Annotated in this window: 18 protein-coding genes; 13 read left to right on the top strand and 5 right to left on the bottom strand. The window is 71.8% G+C overall.

Annotation, left to right across the window (positions count from 1 at the left end; translation table 11 throughout):
* Nucleotides 1-60 precede the first annotated feature (60 nt).
* Nucleotides 61-567, bottom strand: a complete 507-nt coding sequence (locus F4558_RS12170; protein WP_053653721.1) for a winged helix-turn-helix domain-containing protein — start codon at nt 565-567, stop codon at nt 61-63.
* A 302-nt stretch (nt 568-869) separates the two neighbouring features.
* Between F4558_RS12170 and F4558_RS12165 the strand changes: the two genes are divergently transcribed.
* From F4558_RS12165 to F4558_RS12150, 4 genes are read left to right on the top strand one after another with little or no spacing between them, the layout of a single operon-like run.
* On the top strand, nt 870-1853 hold the full coding sequence (locus tag F4558_RS12165; RefSeq protein ID WP_167944064.1) for a phosphatase PAP2 family protein: 984 nt from the start codon (nt 870-872) through the stop codon (nt 1851-1853).
* Nucleotides 1854-1869: 16 nt separating this feature from the next.
* Nucleotides 1870-2565, top strand: coding sequence for a response regulator (locus F4558_RS12160; protein ID WP_167944063.1), 696 nt, complete (start codon nt 1870-1872; stop codon nt 2563-2565).
* Nucleotides 2562-4025 carry an ATP-binding protein gene (locus F4558_RS12155; protein WP_167944062.1) on the top strand — a complete coding sequence of 488 codons (1464 nt, stop codon included), beginning with the start codon at nt 2562-2564 and terminating at the stop codon, nt 4023-4025. Before F4558_RS12160 ends, F4558_RS12155 begins: the two co-directional genes overlap by 4 nt.
* Nucleotides 4022-4528: a hypothetical protein gene (locus F4558_RS12150; RefSeq protein WP_312877321.1), complete on the top strand. Its 507-nt coding sequence runs from the start codon at nt 4022-4024 to the stop codon at nt 4526-4528. The genes F4558_RS12155 and F4558_RS12150 overlap by 4 nt, the downstream gene beginning before the upstream one ends.
* Nucleotides 4529-4607: 79 nt before the next feature.
* Here the strand turns inward: F4558_RS12150 and F4558_RS12145 are convergent, their stop codons facing one another.
* The 3 genes from F4558_RS12145 to F4558_RS12135 are packed head-to-tail and all read right to left on the bottom strand — an operon-like array spanning nt 4608 to nt 7920.
* Nucleotides 4608-5618: a D-alanine--D-alanine ligase family protein gene (locus F4558_RS12145; RefSeq protein ID WP_167944061.1), complete on the bottom strand. Its 1011-nt coding sequence runs from the start codon at nt 5616-5618 to the stop codon at nt 4608-4610.
* Complete coding sequence (gene alr, locus F4558_RS12140) at nt 5615-6748, bottom strand: alanine racemase (protein ID WP_167944060.1); 1134 nt, start codon at nt 6746-6748, stop codon at nt 5615-5617. The genes F4558_RS12145 and alr overlap by 4 nt, the downstream gene beginning before the upstream one ends.
* Nucleotides 6745-7920 carry an acyltransferase family protein gene (locus F4558_RS12135; RefSeq protein ID WP_312877320.1) on the bottom strand — a complete coding sequence of 392 codons (1176 nt, stop codon included), beginning with the start codon at nt 7918-7920 and terminating at the stop codon, nt 6745-6747. Before F4558_RS12135 ends, alr begins: the two co-directional genes overlap by 4 nt.
* A 148-nt stretch (nt 7921-8068) precedes the next feature.
* On the opposite strand from F4558_RS12135, the gene F4558_RS12130 reads away from it, so the two are divergent.
* Nucleotides 8069-8944, top strand: a complete 876-nt coding sequence (locus F4558_RS12130) for an LLM class F420-dependent oxidoreductase (protein WP_167944059.1) — start codon at nt 8069-8071, stop codon at nt 8942-8944.
* 72 nt (nt 8945-9016) lie between these two features.
* Here F4558_RS12130 and F4558_RS12125 read toward each other — a convergent pair whose 3' ends face one another.
* The gene (locus F4558_RS12125) at nt 9017-11278 is read right to left on the bottom strand and encodes a catalase (RefSeq protein WP_053653734.1); all 2262 of its coding nucleotides are present in this window, start codon (nt 11276-11278) and stop codon (nt 9017-9019) included.
* A gap of 175 nt (nt 11279-11453) precedes the next feature.
* On the opposite strand from F4558_RS12125, the gene F4558_RS12120 reads away from it, so the two are divergent.
* From F4558_RS12120 to F4558_RS12085, 8 genes are all read left to right on the top strand, one after another.
* Nucleotides 11454-12353 carry an alpha/beta hydrolase family protein gene (locus F4558_RS12120; protein WP_312877319.1) on the top strand — a complete coding sequence of 300 codons (900 nt, stop codon included), beginning with the start codon at nt 11454-11456 and terminating at the stop codon, nt 12351-12353.
* A 156-nt stretch (nt 12354-12509) separates the two neighbouring features.
* A complete protein-coding gene (locus F4558_RS12115) occupies nt 12510-13310 on the top strand; it encodes an ABC transporter ATP-binding protein (RefSeq protein ID WP_167944057.1) in 801 nt (266 codons plus the stop codon).
* On the top strand, nt 13307-14029 hold the full coding sequence (locus F4558_RS12110) for an ABC transporter ATP-binding protein (protein WP_306271699.1): 723 nt from the start codon (nt 13307-13309) through the stop codon (nt 14027-14029). The genes F4558_RS12115 and F4558_RS12110 overlap by 4 nt, the downstream gene beginning before the upstream one ends.
* Before the next feature lie 29 nt (nt 14030-14058).
* The gene (locus tag F4558_RS12105; RefSeq protein WP_053653740.1) at nt 14059-14937 is read left to right on the top strand and encodes a branched-chain amino acid ABC transporter permease; all 879 of its coding nucleotides are present in this window, start codon (nt 14059-14061) and stop codon (nt 14935-14937) included.
* Nucleotides 14934-16046 carry a branched-chain amino acid ABC transporter permease gene (locus F4558_RS12100; protein ID WP_053653742.1) on the top strand — a complete coding sequence of 371 codons (1113 nt, stop codon included), beginning with the start codon at nt 14934-14936 and terminating at the stop codon, nt 16044-16046. Before F4558_RS12105 ends, F4558_RS12100 begins: the two co-directional genes overlap by 4 nt.
* Nucleotides 16047-16131: 85 nt before the next feature.
* Nucleotides 16132-17421: an ABC transporter substrate-binding protein gene (locus F4558_RS12095; protein ID WP_167944056.1), complete on the top strand. Its 1290-nt coding sequence runs from the start codon at nt 16132-16134 to the stop codon at nt 17419-17421.
* 167 nt (nt 17422-17588) lie between these two features.
* On the top strand, nt 17589-18356 hold the full coding sequence (locus F4558_RS12090; protein ID WP_167944055.1) for an SDR family oxidoreductase: 768 nt from the start codon (nt 17589-17591) through the stop codon (nt 18354-18356).
* Nucleotides 18357-18450: 94 nt separating this feature from the next.
* The gene (locus tag F4558_RS12085) at nt 18451-19062 is read left to right on the top strand and encodes a TetR/AcrR family transcriptional regulator (RefSeq protein WP_053653746.1); all 612 of its coding nucleotides are present in this window, start codon (nt 18451-18453) and stop codon (nt 19060-19062) included.
* The last annotated feature ends 38 nt before the right edge of the window (nt 19063-19100 follow it).

Genomic DNA, 19100 nt, shown 5'->3' with positions numbered 1-19100 from the left:
CGCCGCACAGCCGCTGGCCGGCCCTGCCGCAGGGGGCGGCGTTCGTGTCGGGGTGATGCCTCAGACGGCTACGAGCCGAAAGCCGACCCCGCGGACCGAGTGGATGGTGGCTGCGGCGTTGAGCCTGGCGAGCTTGCGACGGACCCGCCGGACGACCGAGTGCATGTCCGACCCGCGGCCCAGGTGCCGGTTGCCCCAGACCTCGAGGTGCAGCCGCTCGTAGGTCCAGACCTGCCCGGGGGCGTCGACCAGGCAGAGCAGCACGTCGTGCTCCAGCCGGGTCAGGTCGATCTCCTGGTCACGCCAGCGCAGGACCCGACGGTCGGAGTCGACGGACAGGTCGGGTGGCGGCGGCTGCGGAGCAGGCACCACCTCGGCGCGGACGGTCTGTGCCGGCAGCGCGGCGACAGGCGGCATCTCGACCACCCCGAGAAACTCCCGCGCCTGGTCGACGTTCGAAACGATGAGAAAGGCGTCGCTTCCGCCGAGCAGCCGAGCCAGTTGCCGGCGCTCGGCTGCCGACGACGCGATGCCGATGACAAGCGAGGCGACTGGGATCCCATGCATTGCCCCACCCCTTCCGGTTCCCCACACTCACTCCGGATGGTTTCGTGCCGCCGACCGAAACATCGATCAGCATCTTGACCCTAGTGGCGGTGCGTCTCGGCAAGGTAAAACATAGTTGCATGTAAGCATGTGGATGCAGCTCGGGGTCGTACCTCGTCGGTCGGTTGGGCGACAACGGCGAGTTTCCGGGCGGCTCCCTGGTGGGATCGCCCGGTTTGTTCCGGGACGAGCGCCGGCGGTTGTGACAGAACCAAGACACAGCGCGGACGGCGTCCGGACCTGGCCGGCCGACGATGGCCGGCATGTCCATCGGATCGTCGTACCCCGTCGGCCGGTCGTCGGCCGCCCCCGCGCCGGTCGGCATCGCGCGACCGGAAGCGCCCGACCGCGTGTCCACGCCGCTGGTCCTTCGGCTGCTCGGTGCGGCAGTGTGTTTCCTTCTCACACTGGCTCTCACCGGAGCGCTGTTCGTGTGGACGTACCCCGGTCAGTGGTGGGACGGTCTGCTCCTGCCGCGCGCCGAGTCAGGTGGAGGTTACGAGCAGCAGACCGATCTGGTGGGGCCCGCGCAGGCCGTGCTGGCGACATTCGGCGACCCGCTGTTCCTGGCCGCCCTGCTCGGCGGGGTGCTGCTGGTGGGCCTGCTCGGCCGACGGCTGCTGGCCGGCGTCGTCGGTGTCGTCATGGTGCTCGGCGCGGTCGTGGCGGCCGGCACGGCGAAGTCGGCACTGCCCCGCCCGGATCTGGCGATCCCGAGTTCGACAACACACAACAGCTTCCCCAGCGGCCACGTCGCTGTCGCGGCGGCCATTCTGCTGGCGTACCTGCTGGTGCTGCCCGGACCGGCTCGGCGGTGGCTGGCGCTGCCCGGCGCGGCGGGCGTCTCGGTGATCGGCGCGGCCACGATGATCGCGGGCTGGCACCGGTTCAGCGACGTGCTCGGCGGCGTCCTGCTGAGCGTGACGCTGTTCTGCCTGGCGGCGGCCGTCCTGGCCGGCAGGCAGGGTGGTGCCGTGCCCCGCCCGCCTGATGGGCTGGCGGCCGTCGGACGCCTACTGGCCGAGGCCGCGGCTGGGCTCGTCGTCCTCGTGGGGGTGTCGCTGGCGGTGGCGCCCGGTCTGGCCGCCGAGGTGCGGCGGGGTCCGTTGCTGGCCATCGGCGCTGCCACCGGGTTGACGATGCTGGCGGTGGGCGCGGCGGTGTTCGTGGTGCGGTCGGTCGATTTCGCGGCACCGATCCGCCCGCAAACGAGCCGTCCGCAGGCGAAAGGCAGGATATTTCCGTGATGGGATACTTGGCGGCATGTCCCAGGTCCTGCTGATCGAAGATCACCAGACGGTCCGTGACGGGTTGCAGTTGGCGCTCACCCGACAGGGCCACACTGTCGACGCCGTGGCAACCGGTGAGCAGGGGTTGGAACGACTGCGCGCGGCCACTGCCGACGTCGTGGTCCTCGATCTCATGCTGCCCGGTATGGACGGGTTCGAGGTCTGCCGGCGGATCCGCCAACTCGGCGACCTGCCGATCATCATGCTCACCGCCCGCAACGACGACATGGACGTGGTGGCGGGCCTGGAGGCCGGCGCCGACGACTACGTGGTCAAGCCGGTGCAGCCCCGGGTGCTGGAGGCACGCATCCGCGCGGTGCTGCGCCGCACGACAGTCGAGTCGCGGCGCGCCGACACCGAACGGCCCGGCCTGCGCCAGCACGGCGCCCTGACCATCGACCGGGCCGCACTGGTGGTCAGCAAGGACGGCAAGCCGGTCAGCCTGGCCCCGACGGAGCTGCGCCTGCTGCTCGAACTCTCCCACACGCCGGGGCAGGTGCTCAGCCGTCAGCAGCTGCTGGAGGCGGTGTGGGAGCACGGCTACCTGGGCGACTCGCGCCTTGTCGACGCCTGCGTGCAGCGGCTGCGCGCCAAGATCGAGGACGAGCCGTCGGCCCCGGTCTTCATCCAGACGGTCCGCGGGTTCGGCTACCGGTTCGGGCCCCTGTGACGCTGTGGCGGGCCGGCGCCAGGGCTTCGGGCCTGCGGCTCCGGCTGGTCCTGGCGTTCGCCCTGCTGGGCGTCACCACCACGGCCGTGGTGGCCAGTGGAAGCTACGTCCAGGCGCGTACCGTGATCCTCCAGCAGGCGCAGGACGCGGCGGTGGCGTCGCTCACCGACCGGATCGCGAAGGTCTACCCGATCACCAGCCTGCCGTCCAACCCGCAGGAGCTAGACGTGTTGGCGCAGCGCCTCACCGACCGGAACGAGACCACGCTCATCCACTACCGGGGCGTGTGGTCGCAGGGCATCCAGGCGCCCGACCCCGTCACCCCGGAGCTGCGGGAGGCGGTCGCCGATGGTCGCATCGCCTGGCAACGTGTCGTTCGCGACGGTGTGCCAGTGCTGCTCATCGGCACCCAGCTGAGGATCGAACGCGCCGACGGTTCCTCCGTGCCGTCCGGGCTGGAGGTCTACTCGACACGCAGTCTCGCGTCCGAGCAGCAGAGCATCGACCGGCTCGCCACCTTCGCGTGGCTGACCGGCGGGCTGTCCCTGATCCTCGCGGTCCTGCTGGCGCTGCTGGCCGCGCGGGGCGTGCTGCGGCCGGTACGGGAGCTGGGTCAGGCGGCCCGCCGGCTCGGCGAAGGCGACCTGTCCACCCGGCTGACCGTCCGGGGCGTGGACGAGTTGGCCGACGTGGCGCGGACCTTCAACGACACCGCCGGGAGACTGGAGAGGCAGGTTGGTGAACTGCGGCGGATGGAGGCCGACGCCCGGCGCTTCGTCGCCGACGTGTCACACGAACTGCGCACACCGCTGGCCGCGATGACAGCGGTCACCGACGTGCTCGACGAGGAGGCCGACCGGTTGCCGGGGGATGCCGGCCGGGCCGCCCGGCTCGTCAGTCAGGAGACGCACAGCCTCACCCAACTGGTGAACGACCTCATCGAGGTGAGCAGGTTCGACTCGGGCACGGCGCGGCTCGCCCTCGACGACGTCGACGTCGCCGCGGCGATCACCGCGACCCTGCGGGTGCGGGGCTGGGCCGAGCGGGTACGCACGGAGCTGGCACCGGGAGTGGTCGCCCGGCTCGACCCCCGCCGGCTCGACGTCATCGTCGCCAACCTGGTCGGTAACGCCCTCCGGCACGGTGCCGAACCGGTGTCCGTACGCCTGGACGCCGACGCGGACTGGCTCACCCTCGAGGTCAGCGACCATGGCCCGGGCTTGGATCCGCAGGTGCTGCCGCACGTCTTCGACCGCTTCTACAAGGCCGACACGGCCCGGACCCGCTCCGAGGGCAGCGGACTCGGCCTCGCCATCGCGTGGGAGAACGCGCGCCTGCACCGCCGCGACCGCCAGACGGGCAGCCTCGTCGCCGGTAACGGCCAGCATGGCGGCGCGGTGTTCACGCTCCGCCTGCCGCGCCTGGCATCGGAGACGGCAGCCGACGGAGACGTACGGTGAGCCGCCGAGCACCGCTGATCGCGGGAGGGCTCCTGTTCGCGCTGCTCGCCACGGGCTGCGGGGTCCGGCCCACCGACGTCATAAACGGCCGCCCCGCGGTGAGCGGCCCGGCCGAGGGCACGGGGATCTACCTGCTGTCGCAGGGACAGGTCGTGTTGGCGATCCGGTCGATGAAGCCGCCGTCGCCGCCGCTGTCCCTGTCGCCGGCCGAGGCGCTGGCACTGCTCGCGCAGGGACCCACCGAGAGCGAGCGGAGTGGGGGGATCACCAGCGACGTGCCGACCGACCTGGTGCCGGCCAACGTGGGCCCGACAGCCGACGGAAACGGCGTCACAGTGACGGTGGCGAGTGCGGTGAAGCCGCTGTCGCCACTCGCCGTCGACCAGATCGCCTGCACAGTGGCCGATGCCTTGGCGCGCAGCGCGCAGGGCAGGAGTTTCGCCCCGGTCACGCTGGCCGGGCCGGACGGCACCCGCCCGGCCCGGACCTGTCCCGTGACGTGACAGCGGCTGGCTACGCCGGCGACCGCGGCTGTCTACGCCGGCGACCGCGGCTGTCTACGCCGGACGTGACCGTGGCTGTCTACGCCGAAGCGACAGCCTGCGGCAGTCCGCCGGACGCGCGTCGGCCCGTGTCGGCCAGCGCGCCGTCGATCAAAATGTCGAGCAGAGCGGGAAACCCGATGCCGGCCCGCCGCCAGATCTGCGGGAACTGCGACGCGGCCGTGAACCCGGGGAACGTGTTGACCTCGTTCACGATCGGCTCCGCGCCCTCGCCGGGCAGGAAGAAGTCGACCCGGAGCAGCCCTCGGCAGTCGAGGGCGTGGAAGGCGCGGATCGCACGGTCCCGCAGAACCTCGGTGGTGGAGTCGTCGAGCGGGGCGGGGATCTCGAAGACCGCCCCGCCGTCGTACTTCGCGTCGTAGTCGAAGAAACCATCGCCGGCCACCCGGATCTCCAGGGGCGGCCCGGCCTGCACCCGGCCGTCGGGGTGCTGAAGGACCGCCACGTCGATCTCGCGGCCCCGCGCGCCCTGCTCGACGAGCACCTTCGGGTCGACAGCGCGGGCGCGCTCCAGCGCCGCCGGGAGGCTCGCCCAGTCCGTCACCTTGACCACGCCCAGGCTCGACCCCGCACGGGCCGGCTTGACGAAGACCGGCAGACCGAGACGCCGCTGGTCGGCAGGCGACAGGTCCTCCCCGGGCCGCAGGGTCACCCCAGGGCTGACCCGCAGGCCCTCCGCCGCGAGGAGGCGCTTGGTGACGCCCTTGTCCATGCCCGCCGCGCTGGCGAAGACACCGTTGCCCACGTGCGGCACGCCGAGCCATTCCAGCAGCGACGCGACGGTGCCGTCCTCGCCGTACGGGCCGTGCAGGGCCGGGAACACCACGTCCTGGGCGCGTACGACCCGCAGCGCCTGGGGCAGCGGTGTCGGACGGCCGTCGACGTGCCACGCGCCGTCGGTGCCGATGAGCACTTTGGTGATCTGGTACCGCTCGCGGTCCAGCGCGGCCAGGATGCTCTCGCCCGACCGGCGCGACACCGCGTGCTCGCCGCTGCGCCCGCCGTACAGCACTGCCAGTCGTGTGGTCATGAGATGTGTGCTCCCTCGTGGATGTGGTGGCGGCCCACCCGGGCCCCGATGCCGGTCAAGATCTCGTGTGGGTTGGTGCCGGCCCACCGCGCCCACTCGGTGACGCTCGGCGCGGCGTCGTCGGCGCCGAACACCACGACCGGATCTCCGATGGCCACGGGCAGGTCGCCGACGTCGACGACGCACTGGTCCATGGCGATGCGACCGACGATCGGACGGCGTCGGTCGCCGAGCCACACCTGGGCGCGACCCTCGGCGGCGCGGGGCAGGCCGTCGGCGTAACCGAGCGGCAGCAACGCCAGCGTCGTGGCCCGGCCGGTCACGTACTCCGGTCCGTAGGACACGCCGGTGCCGGCGGGCACCCGTTTGACGTTGACCACCGCTGTCCGCAGCGTCAGGGCGGGCCGCAGCCCGAACGCGCCGGACCCGCTCGCGCCGAACGGGTCCACGCCGTACAGGGCGAGCCCGACCCGGCACAGGTCGAAGCGGGTGTCGGCCGCCGACAGCGCCGCCGCCGAGTTGGCAAGGTGCACGAGGTCGGGGTGCAGGCCGGCGTGCCGGGCTATCCGCAGTGCCTCCTCGAACGCTGCCACCTGGCGGGGCAGGCACTGACTGCCGGGTACGTCCGCGTCGGCCAGGTGGGACCACACGCCGCGAACCCGGACCCCGCCCTCCACCTCGTACTTGCGGGCCCACGCCACCATTTCCGGCCAGTCGTCACCGCTGGCCCCGTTGCGGGACAACCCGGTGTCGACCTTGAGCTGCACCGTCGCGGGCACGCCCACCCGGCGGGCCGCGTCGACGATCGCGTGCAGGTGGGTTGTCGTCGACACGCCGACGTCGACATCCGCGCTGATCAGCGCGGCGAAATCGTCGTCCGGGCGATGCAGCCAGCTCAGCGTGGGCGCGGTGATGCCGGCGTCGCGCAGGGCCAGCGCCTCGGCCGCCGAGGTCACTCCCAACCATCCGGCGCCGGCACCCAGCGCTGCCCGCGCCACCGGCACCGCGCCGTGACCGAACCCGTCCGCCTTCACCACGGCCATCAGGTCGGTGCCGGTGACCGCCGCTACCGTCCGGACGTTGCCGGCGATCGCTGCGAGGTCGACCACCGCCTCGGCCAGCGCGCTCATCTGGCGGGCTCTGGGTGGGCGGCGACCGGGGCCGCCGGCCGGCGGGGGCCGGGGAGCGCGAACAGCCAACCGGCGCGTACCGCCAGCAGCCAGCGGTGGATGGCCAGGCTCAGACCGATGACGAGCCCGGTCAGCACTATCGGATAGCCGAGCACCACCAGGCCCTGACCGATTCGGCCCAGCCCGGACACGGGGGAGTGCAGCAGTCGGTGCAGCAGCGCCAGGACGGGCATGTGGATGACGTAGATGGGCAGGGTGATGCGCCCCAGGGTGGCCAGCCAGTCGCCGAGGACACGCCACCGGCACAACCGGGCGGCGGCGGTGACGCCAAAGGCCACCGCCACGACGGAGACCACCGGCCACACGCCGAACCACCGCTGGGCGCCGGCCGCCGCCATCGCGACGAGAACCACGGTGTACGCCCCGCAGGTCAGCACCAGCCGGCGTCGGGTGGCGGTCGCCGCCCACTCTTCGATCAGGGGTCGCAGGTGCAGGCCGGCGAGGAAGAAGACCAGGTTCTGGTAGAGGCCGGCCCGGTTGCCCGGGGTGTTCAGCAGGCCGGCCGCGGCGACGGCCGACAACACGGCGGCGGGTACGAGCACCAGCGCCCGGGGCACCCGCCTGGTCACCTTGGCAAGCGTGAAGTAGAGCGCCAGGGCGTACAGGTACCACAGGTTCGACGGGGTGATCGTGAGCTGTTCCAGCAGGCCGCGGGCGGAGGTGGCACGGTCGGTCGGGAAGTCCGGTGCCGCCGCGAGGACCACTGTGTGGATCAGCAGCCAGAGGGCGTACAGGTAGAGGAGGCCGGCGACACGACTGCGGGCGACGCGTCGCCAGGGCCGCGTGACGGCGTTCGCCGCGAAGACCCCGGAGATGGTGAAGAACAGCGGCATCCGCAGCGGCAGGAACTGCTCGCCGAGCGCGCCCCACAGGCCCGGCACAGGTACGTCGAGGTGCCAGTCGATCTGCAGGTAGTCCTTGACGATCACGTGCCAGGCGACGACGAGGATGATGCAGACGCCCTTCGCGGCGTCGGCCCACCGCACCCGTCCCGACGCCGCCGGTGCGGCTGCGGCCAGAGCCATTGGCCGGCGGTGACGGAATCGGTCACGCGGCGCGTCGGGCTGGTGCTCGGCGGGCCGGGCGACGGTGGAGGTAAGCGTTCGGGTCACCCACCAGAAGCTGCCAGCGGGATATCCACGCATGATCCACGAGATGTCATGAACAGGTAATGGCTGTCGCCGGATCCGTCGCGCGGACACCGCCGACAGCCGTGCCGGTGACGCCGCGGGCCACTAGGCTCGCTCCGGAGGTGCCCAGATGAAGCTTGGTCTGCACTACTGGAGTTTCTCGAACCCGGCCGATCCGGCCATGATCGCGCCGACACTCGCGGAGGCGGCCACCACCGCCGAGCAGGCGGGCGTCGCCTCGTTCACAGTGATGGACCACTTCTTCCAGATGGACGCGGTGGCCCCGGCCGAAGAGCCGATGCTGGAGGCGTACACGACGCTCGGCTACGTGGCGGCGAACACCCAGCGGATGACACTGGGCGTGCTGGTCACCGGTGTGATGTACCGGTATCCGGGTCTGCTCGCCAAGACCGTGACGACCCTCGACGTGCTCTCCGGCGGTCGCGCCCGCCTCGGCATCGGGGCGTCCTGGTACGAGCGGGAGCAGCGCGGCCTCGGCGTGCCAGTGGTGCCGGTGGCCGAACGGTTCGAGCGGCTGGAGGAGACGCTGCGCATCTGCCTGCAGATGTGGAGCGACGACAACGGGCCGTTCGAGGGGCGGCACTACCAGCTCGCCGAGACGATCAACTCGCCGCAGCCGTTGAGCCGTCCCCGCCCGCCCATCATGATCGGCGGCGGGGGAGAGAAGAAGACCCTGCGCCTGGTGGCCCGGTACGCCGACGCCTGCAACCTGTTCGGCACGGCCGAAGGCGCCGGCGAGGTGGCGCGCAAGTTGGACGTGCTGCGCGAGCACTGTGCCGCCGAGGGCCGCGACTACGACAGCATCGTCAAGACGGTTGTCGCCCACCGGCCGCCGTTGGACGACGTCGAGGCGTTCCTCGCCGAGGTCGCCGAGTACGCCGCGCTCGGTGTCACCGAGGTGCAGGTAACGCCGGACCGGCGCCCTGTGGAGTTCGCGCAGCGGCTCGGCGACGAGGTGGTGCCCCGGCTGGCCGACCTCGGCTGATCCGCGACGGCGACAGACAAGGGGCTGCCCTCCACCGGCGTGGAGGGCAGCCCCTTGTCGAGCCGTACGAGGTCAGGCGACAGTTGCGGGGAACCTCTCCCACACCCGGTGCGCGGCCAGCAGCTGCTGCACCGCCGTCAGCGCCTCCGGACCGGAGTCGGCTGACACGACGCCCGGGGCGCCGGCCACTCCGGCCTGCTCCAGGACGCCGACACCGGCACCCCAGGCGCCGATCGCCTTGGCGTGCCGCCAGCACTCCTCGACGAGCAGCAGCACGCGGGGGTCGACGGCAGTCGGGCCGGGTTTGCCGGCCTTGGCGTCGCGGGCGGGCAGCGCGTCCGGCGCGGGAGCCGGGGCGCCGGCCAGCAGGAGCGCGTCCAGCTCGACCGACCGGCCGGTGGCGAAGGTCCGCTGCACCGGCATGTCGCCGACCAGGCCACCGTGCGGGGCGATCAGCAGCGGCACCATGCCGGCCGCGAACACGGCCAGGCGTACCTCGTGCAGGTCGTCGAGGCCACCGTCGGGGTCGACGACGATCCCGACCATCCGGCCGTCGGCCGGCCACTCCTGGCCGACCTGCGACAACGCGGGGCTCGGCGTGACGTCGGCGAGCGGCACCGTCGGCTGCGGCGCGGGCAGGCCGAGACCGGTGGCGACCTGCTCGCACAGCACCGGGTCGATGTTGGCCAGGCACTGGAGCTGACGCTCCTTGATCGCCTGGTGGTAGCACTTGCCCAGCTCGAAGGTGTACGCCCTGATGATGTGCTCCTTCTCGACAGGCGACATGCTCAGCCAGAACAGGCGTGCCTGGCTGTAGTGGTCGTCGAAGGAGACCGGGTTCGCGCGTACCTTGGGCGCCTGCGCCACAGTCACCGGTACGTCCAGGAAGGCGTGCTCGGCGTCACCGGCCGGGAAGGGGTTGCCCCCGTCGAGCGAGTTCGGCCGGTACGGCGCCACCCCGGCGTGGACGGCGTGCTGGTGGAAGCCGTCGCGCAGCATGTCGTTGACGGCGGCGTGCGGCCGGTTGATCGGGATCTGCGTGAAGTTCGGGCCGCCCAGTCGGGTGAGCTGCGTGTCGACGTACGAGAACAGCCGGCCCTGCAACAGCGGGTCGTTCGTGACGTCGATGCCCGGCGGAAGGTGGCCGAGGTGGAAGGCCACCTGCTCGGTCTCGGCGAAGAAGTTGGTAGGCGTCCGGTTGAGGACGAGCCGGCCGACGGGCTGCACCGGCGCGAGTTCCTCCGGCACGATCTTGGTCGGGTCCAGCAGGTCGATCCCGGCGAAGGTCTCCTCGGGGGTGTCGGGGAAGACCTGGATGCCCAGCTCCCACTCGGGGAACGCGCCGGCCTCGATGGCGTCGTAGAGGTCGCGGCGGTGGAAGTCCGGGTCCATGCCGCTGAGCATCTGCGCCTCCTCCCAGTCCAGGGAGTGCACGCCGAGCTTCGGCTTCCAGTGGAACTTCGCAAGCGCCGTCTCCCCGGCCTCGTTGACGAGGCGGAAGGTGTGCACGCCGAACCCTTCCATGGTCCGGTACGAGCGCGGGATGCCCCGGTCGGACATGTTCCACAGGGCGTGGTGCTGCGCCTCGGTGTGCAGCGAGACGAAGTCCCAGAAGGTGTCGTGGGCGCTCTGCGCCTGCGGGATCTCCCGGTCCGGGTGCGGCTTGCCGGCGTGGATGACGTCGGGGAACTTGATGGCGTCCTGGATGAAGAACACCGGGATGTTGTTGCCGACCAGGTCGAAGGTGCCCTCGTCGGTGTAGAACTTCGTCGCGAAGCCCCGGGTGTCGCGGACCGTGTCGGCCGAGCCCCGCGAGCCGAGGACCGTGGAGAACCGGACGAACACCTCGGTCTCCCGGCCCTTCTTGAGGAAGCCGGCCCGGGTGACTGCCTCGGCGGTGCCGTAGGCGGTGAACAGGCCGTGCGCGCCGGCGCCCCGGGCGTGCACCACGCGCTCCGGGATCCGCTCGTGGTCGAAGTGCGTGATCTTCTCGCGCAGGTGGTGGTCCTGGAGCAGGACCGGCCCTCGCGGCCCGGCCTTGAGGGAGTGGTCGGTGTCGCGCAGCCGCGCCCCGTTCGCCGTGGTGAGGTACGCGCCCTGCTGACCCTTCGCGGTCTTCGGCACCCCGGTCTCCGCGCCCGTGGGCGTACGGGTCTGCGGCGCGCCCTGCTCCGGTTTGGGCGGCAGCGGGTCGCGGGGCGTCGTCGGTTCGTCGACGGTCGGCGGCGCGCTGCCGGGTGCGCCGGGCACCTCCGGCGTCAGGGCGTCGGTGATCTTTTCGGTGGCGGTCTTGACGACGTTCTTGACCGCGTCGGCGGGCTTGCTGGAATCCACGGAACGGAACCCCTCCGTTGAGCGTTATGAGCGGGCGTCTGCCCTGCTACCCCTGGTCAGGGGGTCAAAACACAACAGCGGTGGGCGGGACTGGTGATTTCGCCGATGCGGGGGGCGCGCCGAGCGGACAACACTGACGGACGTCGATATCGCTCGACTCTAGGGAGTGCCCGACGTGCCGTCACCAACCACCACCCGTCCCCGTTCCGTGGCAGCCCGAGCCGTCCGGTTCGCGCTGGTCGCCACCCTCGTCGCCGGCGGCGTCCTGGCCGGACCCTCCGGTGCCGCCCAGGCGGCGAGCCCGTACGAGCGGGGCCCCGCCCCGACCACCGCGATCCTGGAGGCCAGCCGCGGCCCCTTCACCACCGCCTCGCAGAGCGTCTCCTCGCTGAGCGTGACCGGCTTCGGCGGCGGCGTCATCTACTACCCGACCAGCACCAGCGAGGGCACCTTCGGCGCCATCGCCATCTCGCCCGGCTACACGGCCTCCTGGTCCAGCATCAGCTGGCTCGGCCCGCGGATCGCCTCGCACGGCTTCGTGGTGATCGGCATCGAGACCAACACCCGGCTGGACCAGCCGGACAGCCGGGGCCGGCAGCTGCTGGCCGCGCTTGACTACCTCACCGAGCGCAGTTCGGTGCGGAGTCGGATCGACAGCAGCCGGCTCGCCGTGGCCGGTCACTCGATGGGTGGCGGCGGCAGCCTGGAGGCGGCCTCGTCCCGGCCGTCGTTGCAGGCCGCCGTGCCGCTGGCGCCCTGGAACCTGGACAAGAGCTGGTCCGAGCTGCGGGTGCCGACGCTGATCATCGGTGGCGAGAGCGACTCGGTCGCGCCGGTCTCGTCGCACTCGGTGCCGTTCTACAACAGCATCCCGGCCTCCGCCGAGAAGGCGTACCTGGAGTTGAACGGGGCGAGCCACTTCTTCCCGCAGACGACGAACACGCCGACCGCGCGGCAGATGGTGGCCTGGCTGAAGCGGTTCGTCGACGACGACACCCGCTACGAGCAGTTCCTCTGCCCGGGCCCGAGCGGCTCGCAGATCCAGGAGTACCGCAACACCTGCCCCAGCTACTGAGCACGTCAAACCGGGGCGGCCACCGCTGGTGGCCGCCCCGGTCGCGTGCCGGCCCGACGGCGTGCTGGTCGGGGGCATTGAAGGTATTGACGCCGTACCCGAGAAACGTACACTGCGAGTGTAAATAACACCCCGCCACGACGCGAGGGATGGGTGATGGAACGCGGGCTCGAACTGCACCACATCGGCGTCCGTTTCGGCGGCCTCACCGCCCTCGACGACGTCTCGCTGCGGGTGCCACCCAACCGGGTGGTGGGCGTGATCGGGCCCAACGGCGCCGGCAAGACCACGCTGTTCAACGTGATCTGCGGTTTCGTGACGCCGGAGACGGGTTCGCTCACCCTGGACGGTCGGCCGCTGCGACCACGGCCGCACGGCCTGACCCGGCTGGGCATCGCGCGGACCCTGCAGGGGACCGGGCTCTTCGCCGGGCTCACCGTGCTGGAGAACGTGATGACCGGCGCTTCGCACACCGCTCGTGCGGGTTTCGCCTCCGCCCTGTTCGGGCTGCCCCGCAGTGACCGCGACGAGCAGCGACTGCGCCGGCAGGCAGTGGACATCCTCGACGACCTCGGCATCGCGGGGCACGCCGACGCCGCGCCGACCACGCTGCCCTTCGCCGTACGCCAGCGGGTCGCCCTGGCCCGCGCGCTCGCCGCACGGCCGCGGCTGCTGCTGCTCGACGAGCCGGCCGGTGGCCTCGGCGCCGACGACATCACCGAGCTGGCGGAGTTGGTCCGGCAGCTGCCCCGCCGCGACGCCGACCCGTGCGCGGTGCTGCTCGTCGAGCACCACATGGACCTGGTGATGGCGGTCTGCGACGAGATCGTGGTGCTCGACTTCGGCCGGGTGATCGCCGCCGGCACGCCGGACGAGATCCGCGACGATCCGGCGGTCACCGACGCCTACCTGGGCGCCGCGATCGAGGACGCCGCTGTCGACGGTGTCACCTCGTGAGCGCGCCCGATCTGCTCGTGGTGCGCGGGCTGGTGGCCGGCTACGGTGCCGCGCCGGTGTTGCAGGCCATCGACCTGACAGTGCCCGCCGGCACCATAGCGGCGGTGGTGGGCGCCAACGGCGCCGGCAAGACGACACTGCTGCGCGCGCTCTCCGGCATGATCCGCCCGTCCTCCGGCCAGGTCGTCCTCGCCGGAGAGGACCTGCGGGGTACGCCGGTGGAGCAGCTCGTCCGACGCGGCATGGCGCACGTGCCGGAGGGGCGGGGCGTGATCAGCGAACTCACCGTCGACGAGAACCTGCGGCTCGGCGGCCTGTGGCGGCGGGACCGGGCCGACGCCGGCCGCGCCCTCGACGAGGTCTACCAGCTCTTCGAGCCGCTCGCCAGGCGTCGTCGGCACCTCGGTCACCAGCTGTCCGGCGGTGAGCGGCAGATGCTCGCGCTCGGTCGGGCGCTTGTCGGCAGGCCACGACTGCTGCTGCTCGACGAACCCTCGCTCGGCCTGGCCCCACGGGTGGTCGCCCGGACCATGGCCCTGCTGCGGCAACTGCGCGACAGCACCGGCCTGACAGTGCTGCTCGTCGAGCAGAACGTGCGCAGCGCGCTCGCCGTCGCCGACCAGGGCGTGGTGATGTCGCTGGGCCGGGTCGTGATCGCCGCCCCGGCCGCGACGCTGCGCGACGACGACGACCTGCGCCACGCGTACCTCGGCTTCTGACCACCACCTCGTTTCCGAAGGGAGGACTGTTGGACCGCTTCGTCTTCCTCACCATCGACGGCCTGTCCCGGGGCGCGGTGTACGCCGCGTTCGCGCTGGCCCTGGTGCTCATCTGGCGGGCGGCGCGGGTCGTCAACTTCGCCCAGGGAGCGATGGCCGTCGCCGCCGCGTACGTCGCGTACACAGTGTCCGCCGCGACCGGCTCCTACTGGGTGGGCTTCGTTGTCGCGATCGTCGCCGGGCTTGTGCTCGGCGCGCTCGTGGACCGGGTCGTGATGCGCCACGTCGACCACGCCTCACCGCTCAATCCGGTGATCGTGGCGCTCGGGCTGGTGCTGTTGATCCAGGCCGTGCTGGGCATGGTGTACGGCAACGAGTTCCGTCCCGCCGAAGCGCCGTTCAGCCGGTCCGCCCTCACAGTGGGCGGGGTCGCCGTGCTGTCGCCGTACGACCTGTTCGTCTTCGCCACGATCGGTGTGGTGGTGAGTGCGCTGGCGTGGATGTTCGCGCGTACACCCGTGGGGTTGCGGATGCGGGCGGCGGCCTTCGCGCCGGAGGTGTCCCGCCTGCTCGGTGTCAACGTGGGCGGGATGTTGACGCTCGGCTGGGCGCTCGCCTCCGGCGTGGGCGCGCTGGCCGCGATGCTTGTCCTCCCCACCGAGCTGGGTCTGCATCCGCACGCCATGGACCTGGTGTTCGTCTCGGCGTTCACGGCGGCGGTGGTCGGTGGGTTGGACAGCCCACCGGGCGCGGTTGTCGGAGGATTGGTGGTGGGTCTGCTGCTGTCCTATGTGAGCGGCTACGTCGGCAGTGACGTCACCCCCCTGGCGGTGCTGGTCCTGCTGCTGGCGGTGCTGCTGGTCCGGCCCGGTGGGCTGTTCGCCCCGGTCGCTGCGAGGCGGGTGTGAGCGCCACCCGGGCGGCAGTGCCGCCGAAGCAGCGATCCGCGGGGGTCGGTGACCGCCCGGTCGACGGTCGGCGCGGCTCGACACTGCTGCGGCATCTCGCGGTGGCGCTCGCCGTGGGGCTGGCGCTGGTGGCGGTCAGCTACGCCGTCGAGCCGTTCCGCAACTTCCAGCTCGCCACAGTGGCGGCGTACCTCTGCGCCACAGCCGGGCTGACCGTCCTCACCGGGCTCAACGGTCAGCTGTCGCTGGGGCACGGGGCCTTGATGGCCGTCGGCGCGTACACGGTGGCTCTGTGCCAGACCGCGTTCCTCGACAGGGGGATGACCGGCGGTTGGCTGTTGGCGGTCTCGCTGGTCGCGGCGATCGTCAGCACGGTGGCTGTCGGCGCGGTGGTCGGTGTGGCCGCCGCCCGGCTGCGGGGTCCCTACCTGGCCGGTGTGACCCTCGCCGTGGCCGTCGTCGTGCCGGCGCTTGCCGTCACCTTCGACGGGGTGTTCAACGGGGAGCAGGGGCTGTCGGTGCCTGTGGAACCGCCACCGATGGCGCTCGGCGCGTACTTCCCCTACGAGCGGTGGCAGCTCTGGCTCTCGGGCGCTGCCACCCTGCTCGCCCTGGTGCTGCTGGCCAACCTGATCCGCAGCCGGTACGGGCGCACGTTCCGGGCGGTCCGCGACGACGAGGTGGCGGCCCGCCTCGCCGGCATCCACGTGGCGCGTACCCAGGTCCTCGCGTTCGTGGTCAGTGCCGCCACGGCCGGGCTCGGCGGCGCCCTGCTCGCGGTGCTCGCGCAGAGCGTCTCGCCGGGCGCGTTCTCGCTGACGCTGTCGCTGTTCCTGCTGATGGCCGTGGTGATCGGCGGCCTCGGTCGGCTCGCCGGAGCGTTGTGGGGGGCTGTCCTGCTTGTCGCCCTGCCGGACCTCACCCATTCGGTGACCGAATTGTTCACCCTCTCGCCCGCGGTGGCGCAGCGGCTGGAGGGCAACCTCCCGCTGGCGATCTTCGGCATCACGCTGATCGTCGTGATGATCGCCGCGCCGGGCGGCGTGCAGGGCGTGCTGTCCCGTCTCGGCCGGGCCCTGCTGGCCCGATGGCCGGCACGGCGTTCCTGAGCTGTTCTCGGCCCGGCCTCGGCCGGGCGCCCCACCACACCACACCGTTCCCCGAGAATCGGACCGAGAAAGGTCGGTGTTCCTCATGCACCGTACGGCACAACGCGGTCTCGCGATCGCCAGCACAATAGCCCTGCTCATCGCCGCCGCCGGTTGCAGTGGCGACGACGGCGGCTCCTCCTCCGGCGGGGCATCCGTGCCGGGGGTCACCGACACTGAGATCGTCGTCGGTACGCACATGCCGCTCACCGGGCCGGCCTCGGCCGGCTACTCCAAGATCGCGCCGGCGACGAAGGCGTACTTCGACTACGTCAACGCCAACGGCGGTGTGCACGGCCGGAAGATCACCTACAAGATCATGGACGACGGCTACAACCCGGCGAACACCCAGCAGGTGGTCCGGCAGCTCGTCCTTCAGGACAAGGTCTTCGCCGTCCTCAACGGGCTCGGCACCCCGACGCACACGGGCGTTCTCGACTTCCTCAAGACCAACAGGGTGCCCGACCTGTTCGTGGCCTCCGGCAGCCGCAGCTGGGACCAGCCGGACAAGTATCCGGGCACGTTCGGGTTCAACCCGGACTACACGGTCGAGGGCAAGATCCTCGCCAACTACGTGAAGGCGAACCACGCCGGCCAGAAGGTCTGCTTCCTCGGCCAGGACGACGACTTCGGCCGCGACAGCCTGGTGGGCGTGGAGAAGGTGCTCGGCGCCGGGGGCGTGGCGGTCAAGCAGACGTACGTCACCAGCAACACCAACGTCGCGCCGCAGATCGGCGCGTTCAAGGCCGCCGGCTGCCAGGTCGTCGTGCTCGCCACGGTGCCCGGCTTCACCGCGCTGTCCGTCGGCACCGCCGCGCGGCTGGGCTTCAAGCCGCAGTGGCTGGTCTCGAATGTCGGCGGCGACCACCCGACCCTTGCCAAGCAGCTCGGCGAGGCGGCTCCGCTGCTGGAGGGCATGGTGGGCGCCAACTACCTGCCGATGCAGAACGACACGGCGAACCCGTGGATCCAGCTCTTCACGAAGATCAACAAGGAGCACAACGGTGACGCGCCGTTCGACGGCAACACCGTCTACGGCATGTCCGTCGGCTACCTGTTCGTGCAGGTGCTGCTCGCCGCCGGCAAGGACCTCACCCGGGAGAAGGTGCTCACCGCGGTGCAGAAGGGTGGCTTCCAGGGGCCGGGCCTCGCGCCGCTGCGCTTCTCAGACAAGGACCACTCCGGGTACGGCGGTCAGCGCCTGACCCGGGTGAGCGGGGGAGCGCAGACCTACTTCGGGCCGACGTACGAGACCGACGAGGAGGACGGCCCGGTCACCGAGTTCTCGACCGCCCCGGTCGCGCCGCCCGCCAACGGGGTGCCGACCGTCTCCTGACGACTCGTACACCCGGCCGTCGACCGGGCGTGGTCACCGTCGACCGCGCCCGGTCGTACGGCTGCGTCCGGCGGCGCGTCGGGACTCTCGGCGGTGCTGGCGGTCCTTCGGCGGCGCTGCCGGGAAGGCGTTGACCGACACCGATCACCACTCCTACTATCTGCACTGTGGATGCAGAATCACGAAGGCTCGTCGGTCGGGTCGCCATCGTCACCGGCGCCAGTCGGGGGATCGGCCTGGCCATCGCGCGGCGGCTGGTGGCCGAGGGCGCGCGGGTGGGTCTCACGGCCCGCCACACCGAGGCGCTGGACGAGGCCGTCACCGCCCTCGGCGGTCCCGCGTACGCGGTCGCCGTTGCCGGCCGGGCCGACGACGCCGCGCACCAGGCCGACGCGGTACGCCAGGTCAGTGCGGCGTTCGGGCCTGTCGACCTCCTGGTCAACAACACAGGCATCAACCCGGTGCACGGCCCGCTCGTCGATCTGGACCTGGCGGCGGCCCGCAAGATCCTCGACGTCAACCTGGTGGCCGCGCTGGGCTGGGTGCAGGCGGTCTGCGCCGCCGGCATGACCGAGCGCGGCGGCTGCGTGGTCAACGTGTCGTCGATCGCCGGTCTCGCACCGGCACCCGGCATCGCCTTCTACGGGGTGAGCAAGGCCGCGCTCAACCACCTCACCGCGAGCCTCGCCGTGGAGTTGGGGCCGACGGTCCGGGTCAACGCCGTCGCACCCGGCGTGGTCAAGACCCGCTTCGCCGCCGCCCTCTATGAGGGCCGGGAGGAGGAGGTCGCCGCGCGGTACCCGCTGGGCCGGCTCGGCGTCGCCGACGACGTGGCGGGCGCTGTCGCCTTCCTGGCCTCCGCCGACGCCGCCTGGATCACCGGGCAGACGATCGTCTGCGACGGTGGCGTCACGCTTGGCGGCCGGTCGGGATGACGCCGCCACTGGTCGCCCGAGGTCGCCTGATCATCGCCTGTCTAGACTCGGCGGTGCGTCGGGGGACGCCATGGCGGTGAGGGGGCGGGGGCGGATGAACAAGGTCGAGGCCCCGGGCCGCGTCGACGGGCGTACGGCCCGAGCCGAGCGCACCCGGGCAGCCATCGTCGAGGCGCACCTGGCGCTCATCGCCGAGGGTGACCTGCGGCCGACCGGCGAGCGCATCGCCGAGCGGGCCGGCATCTCGCTGCGGACGCTCTGGACCAACTTCAAGGACATGGAGACGCTGTTCGAGGCGAGCGGCGCGGAGGTGCTGCGTCAGCAGGACGCCGCGTACCGGCCCATCTCGCCAGCGTTGCCCCTGGCCAAGCGCGTCGACGCGTACTGCCGGCAGCGCGCCCGGCTGCTCCAGCTCATCGCGCCGTCGGCGCGGGCCGCGCAGATGCGCGAGCCGGTCTCCGAGCAGCTGCACCTCAACCGCCTCAAGCACATCGACCGGGTACGCGACGAGGTCGAACAGCTCTTCGCCACCGAGTTGGCGCGGGCCGGGCGAGGGCGCGAGCAGTTGCTCAACGCGCTGGTCGCGGCGAGCATGTGGCAGGCGTGGTCGATGCTGCGGTACGGCCTCGGGCTGGGCGTGGACCAGGCCCGGGGGGTCATGACCCGGACGGTCGGCGCGCTGTTGGCGGAGGTGGCGGCCGACTGATCCCGGCCTGTCCTCTTTCCTTCCGCTTATCGATGAGT

Origin of the sequence: Micromonospora profundi (assembly GCF_011927785.1) — a bacterium.
GTDB lineage: Bacteria > Actinomycetota > Actinomycetes > Mycobacteriales > Micromonosporaceae > Micromonospora > Micromonospora profundi.
The sequence above is the reverse complement of the archived record's forward strand: the minus strand, read 5'-3'. Positions and strand labels throughout refer to the sequence as shown.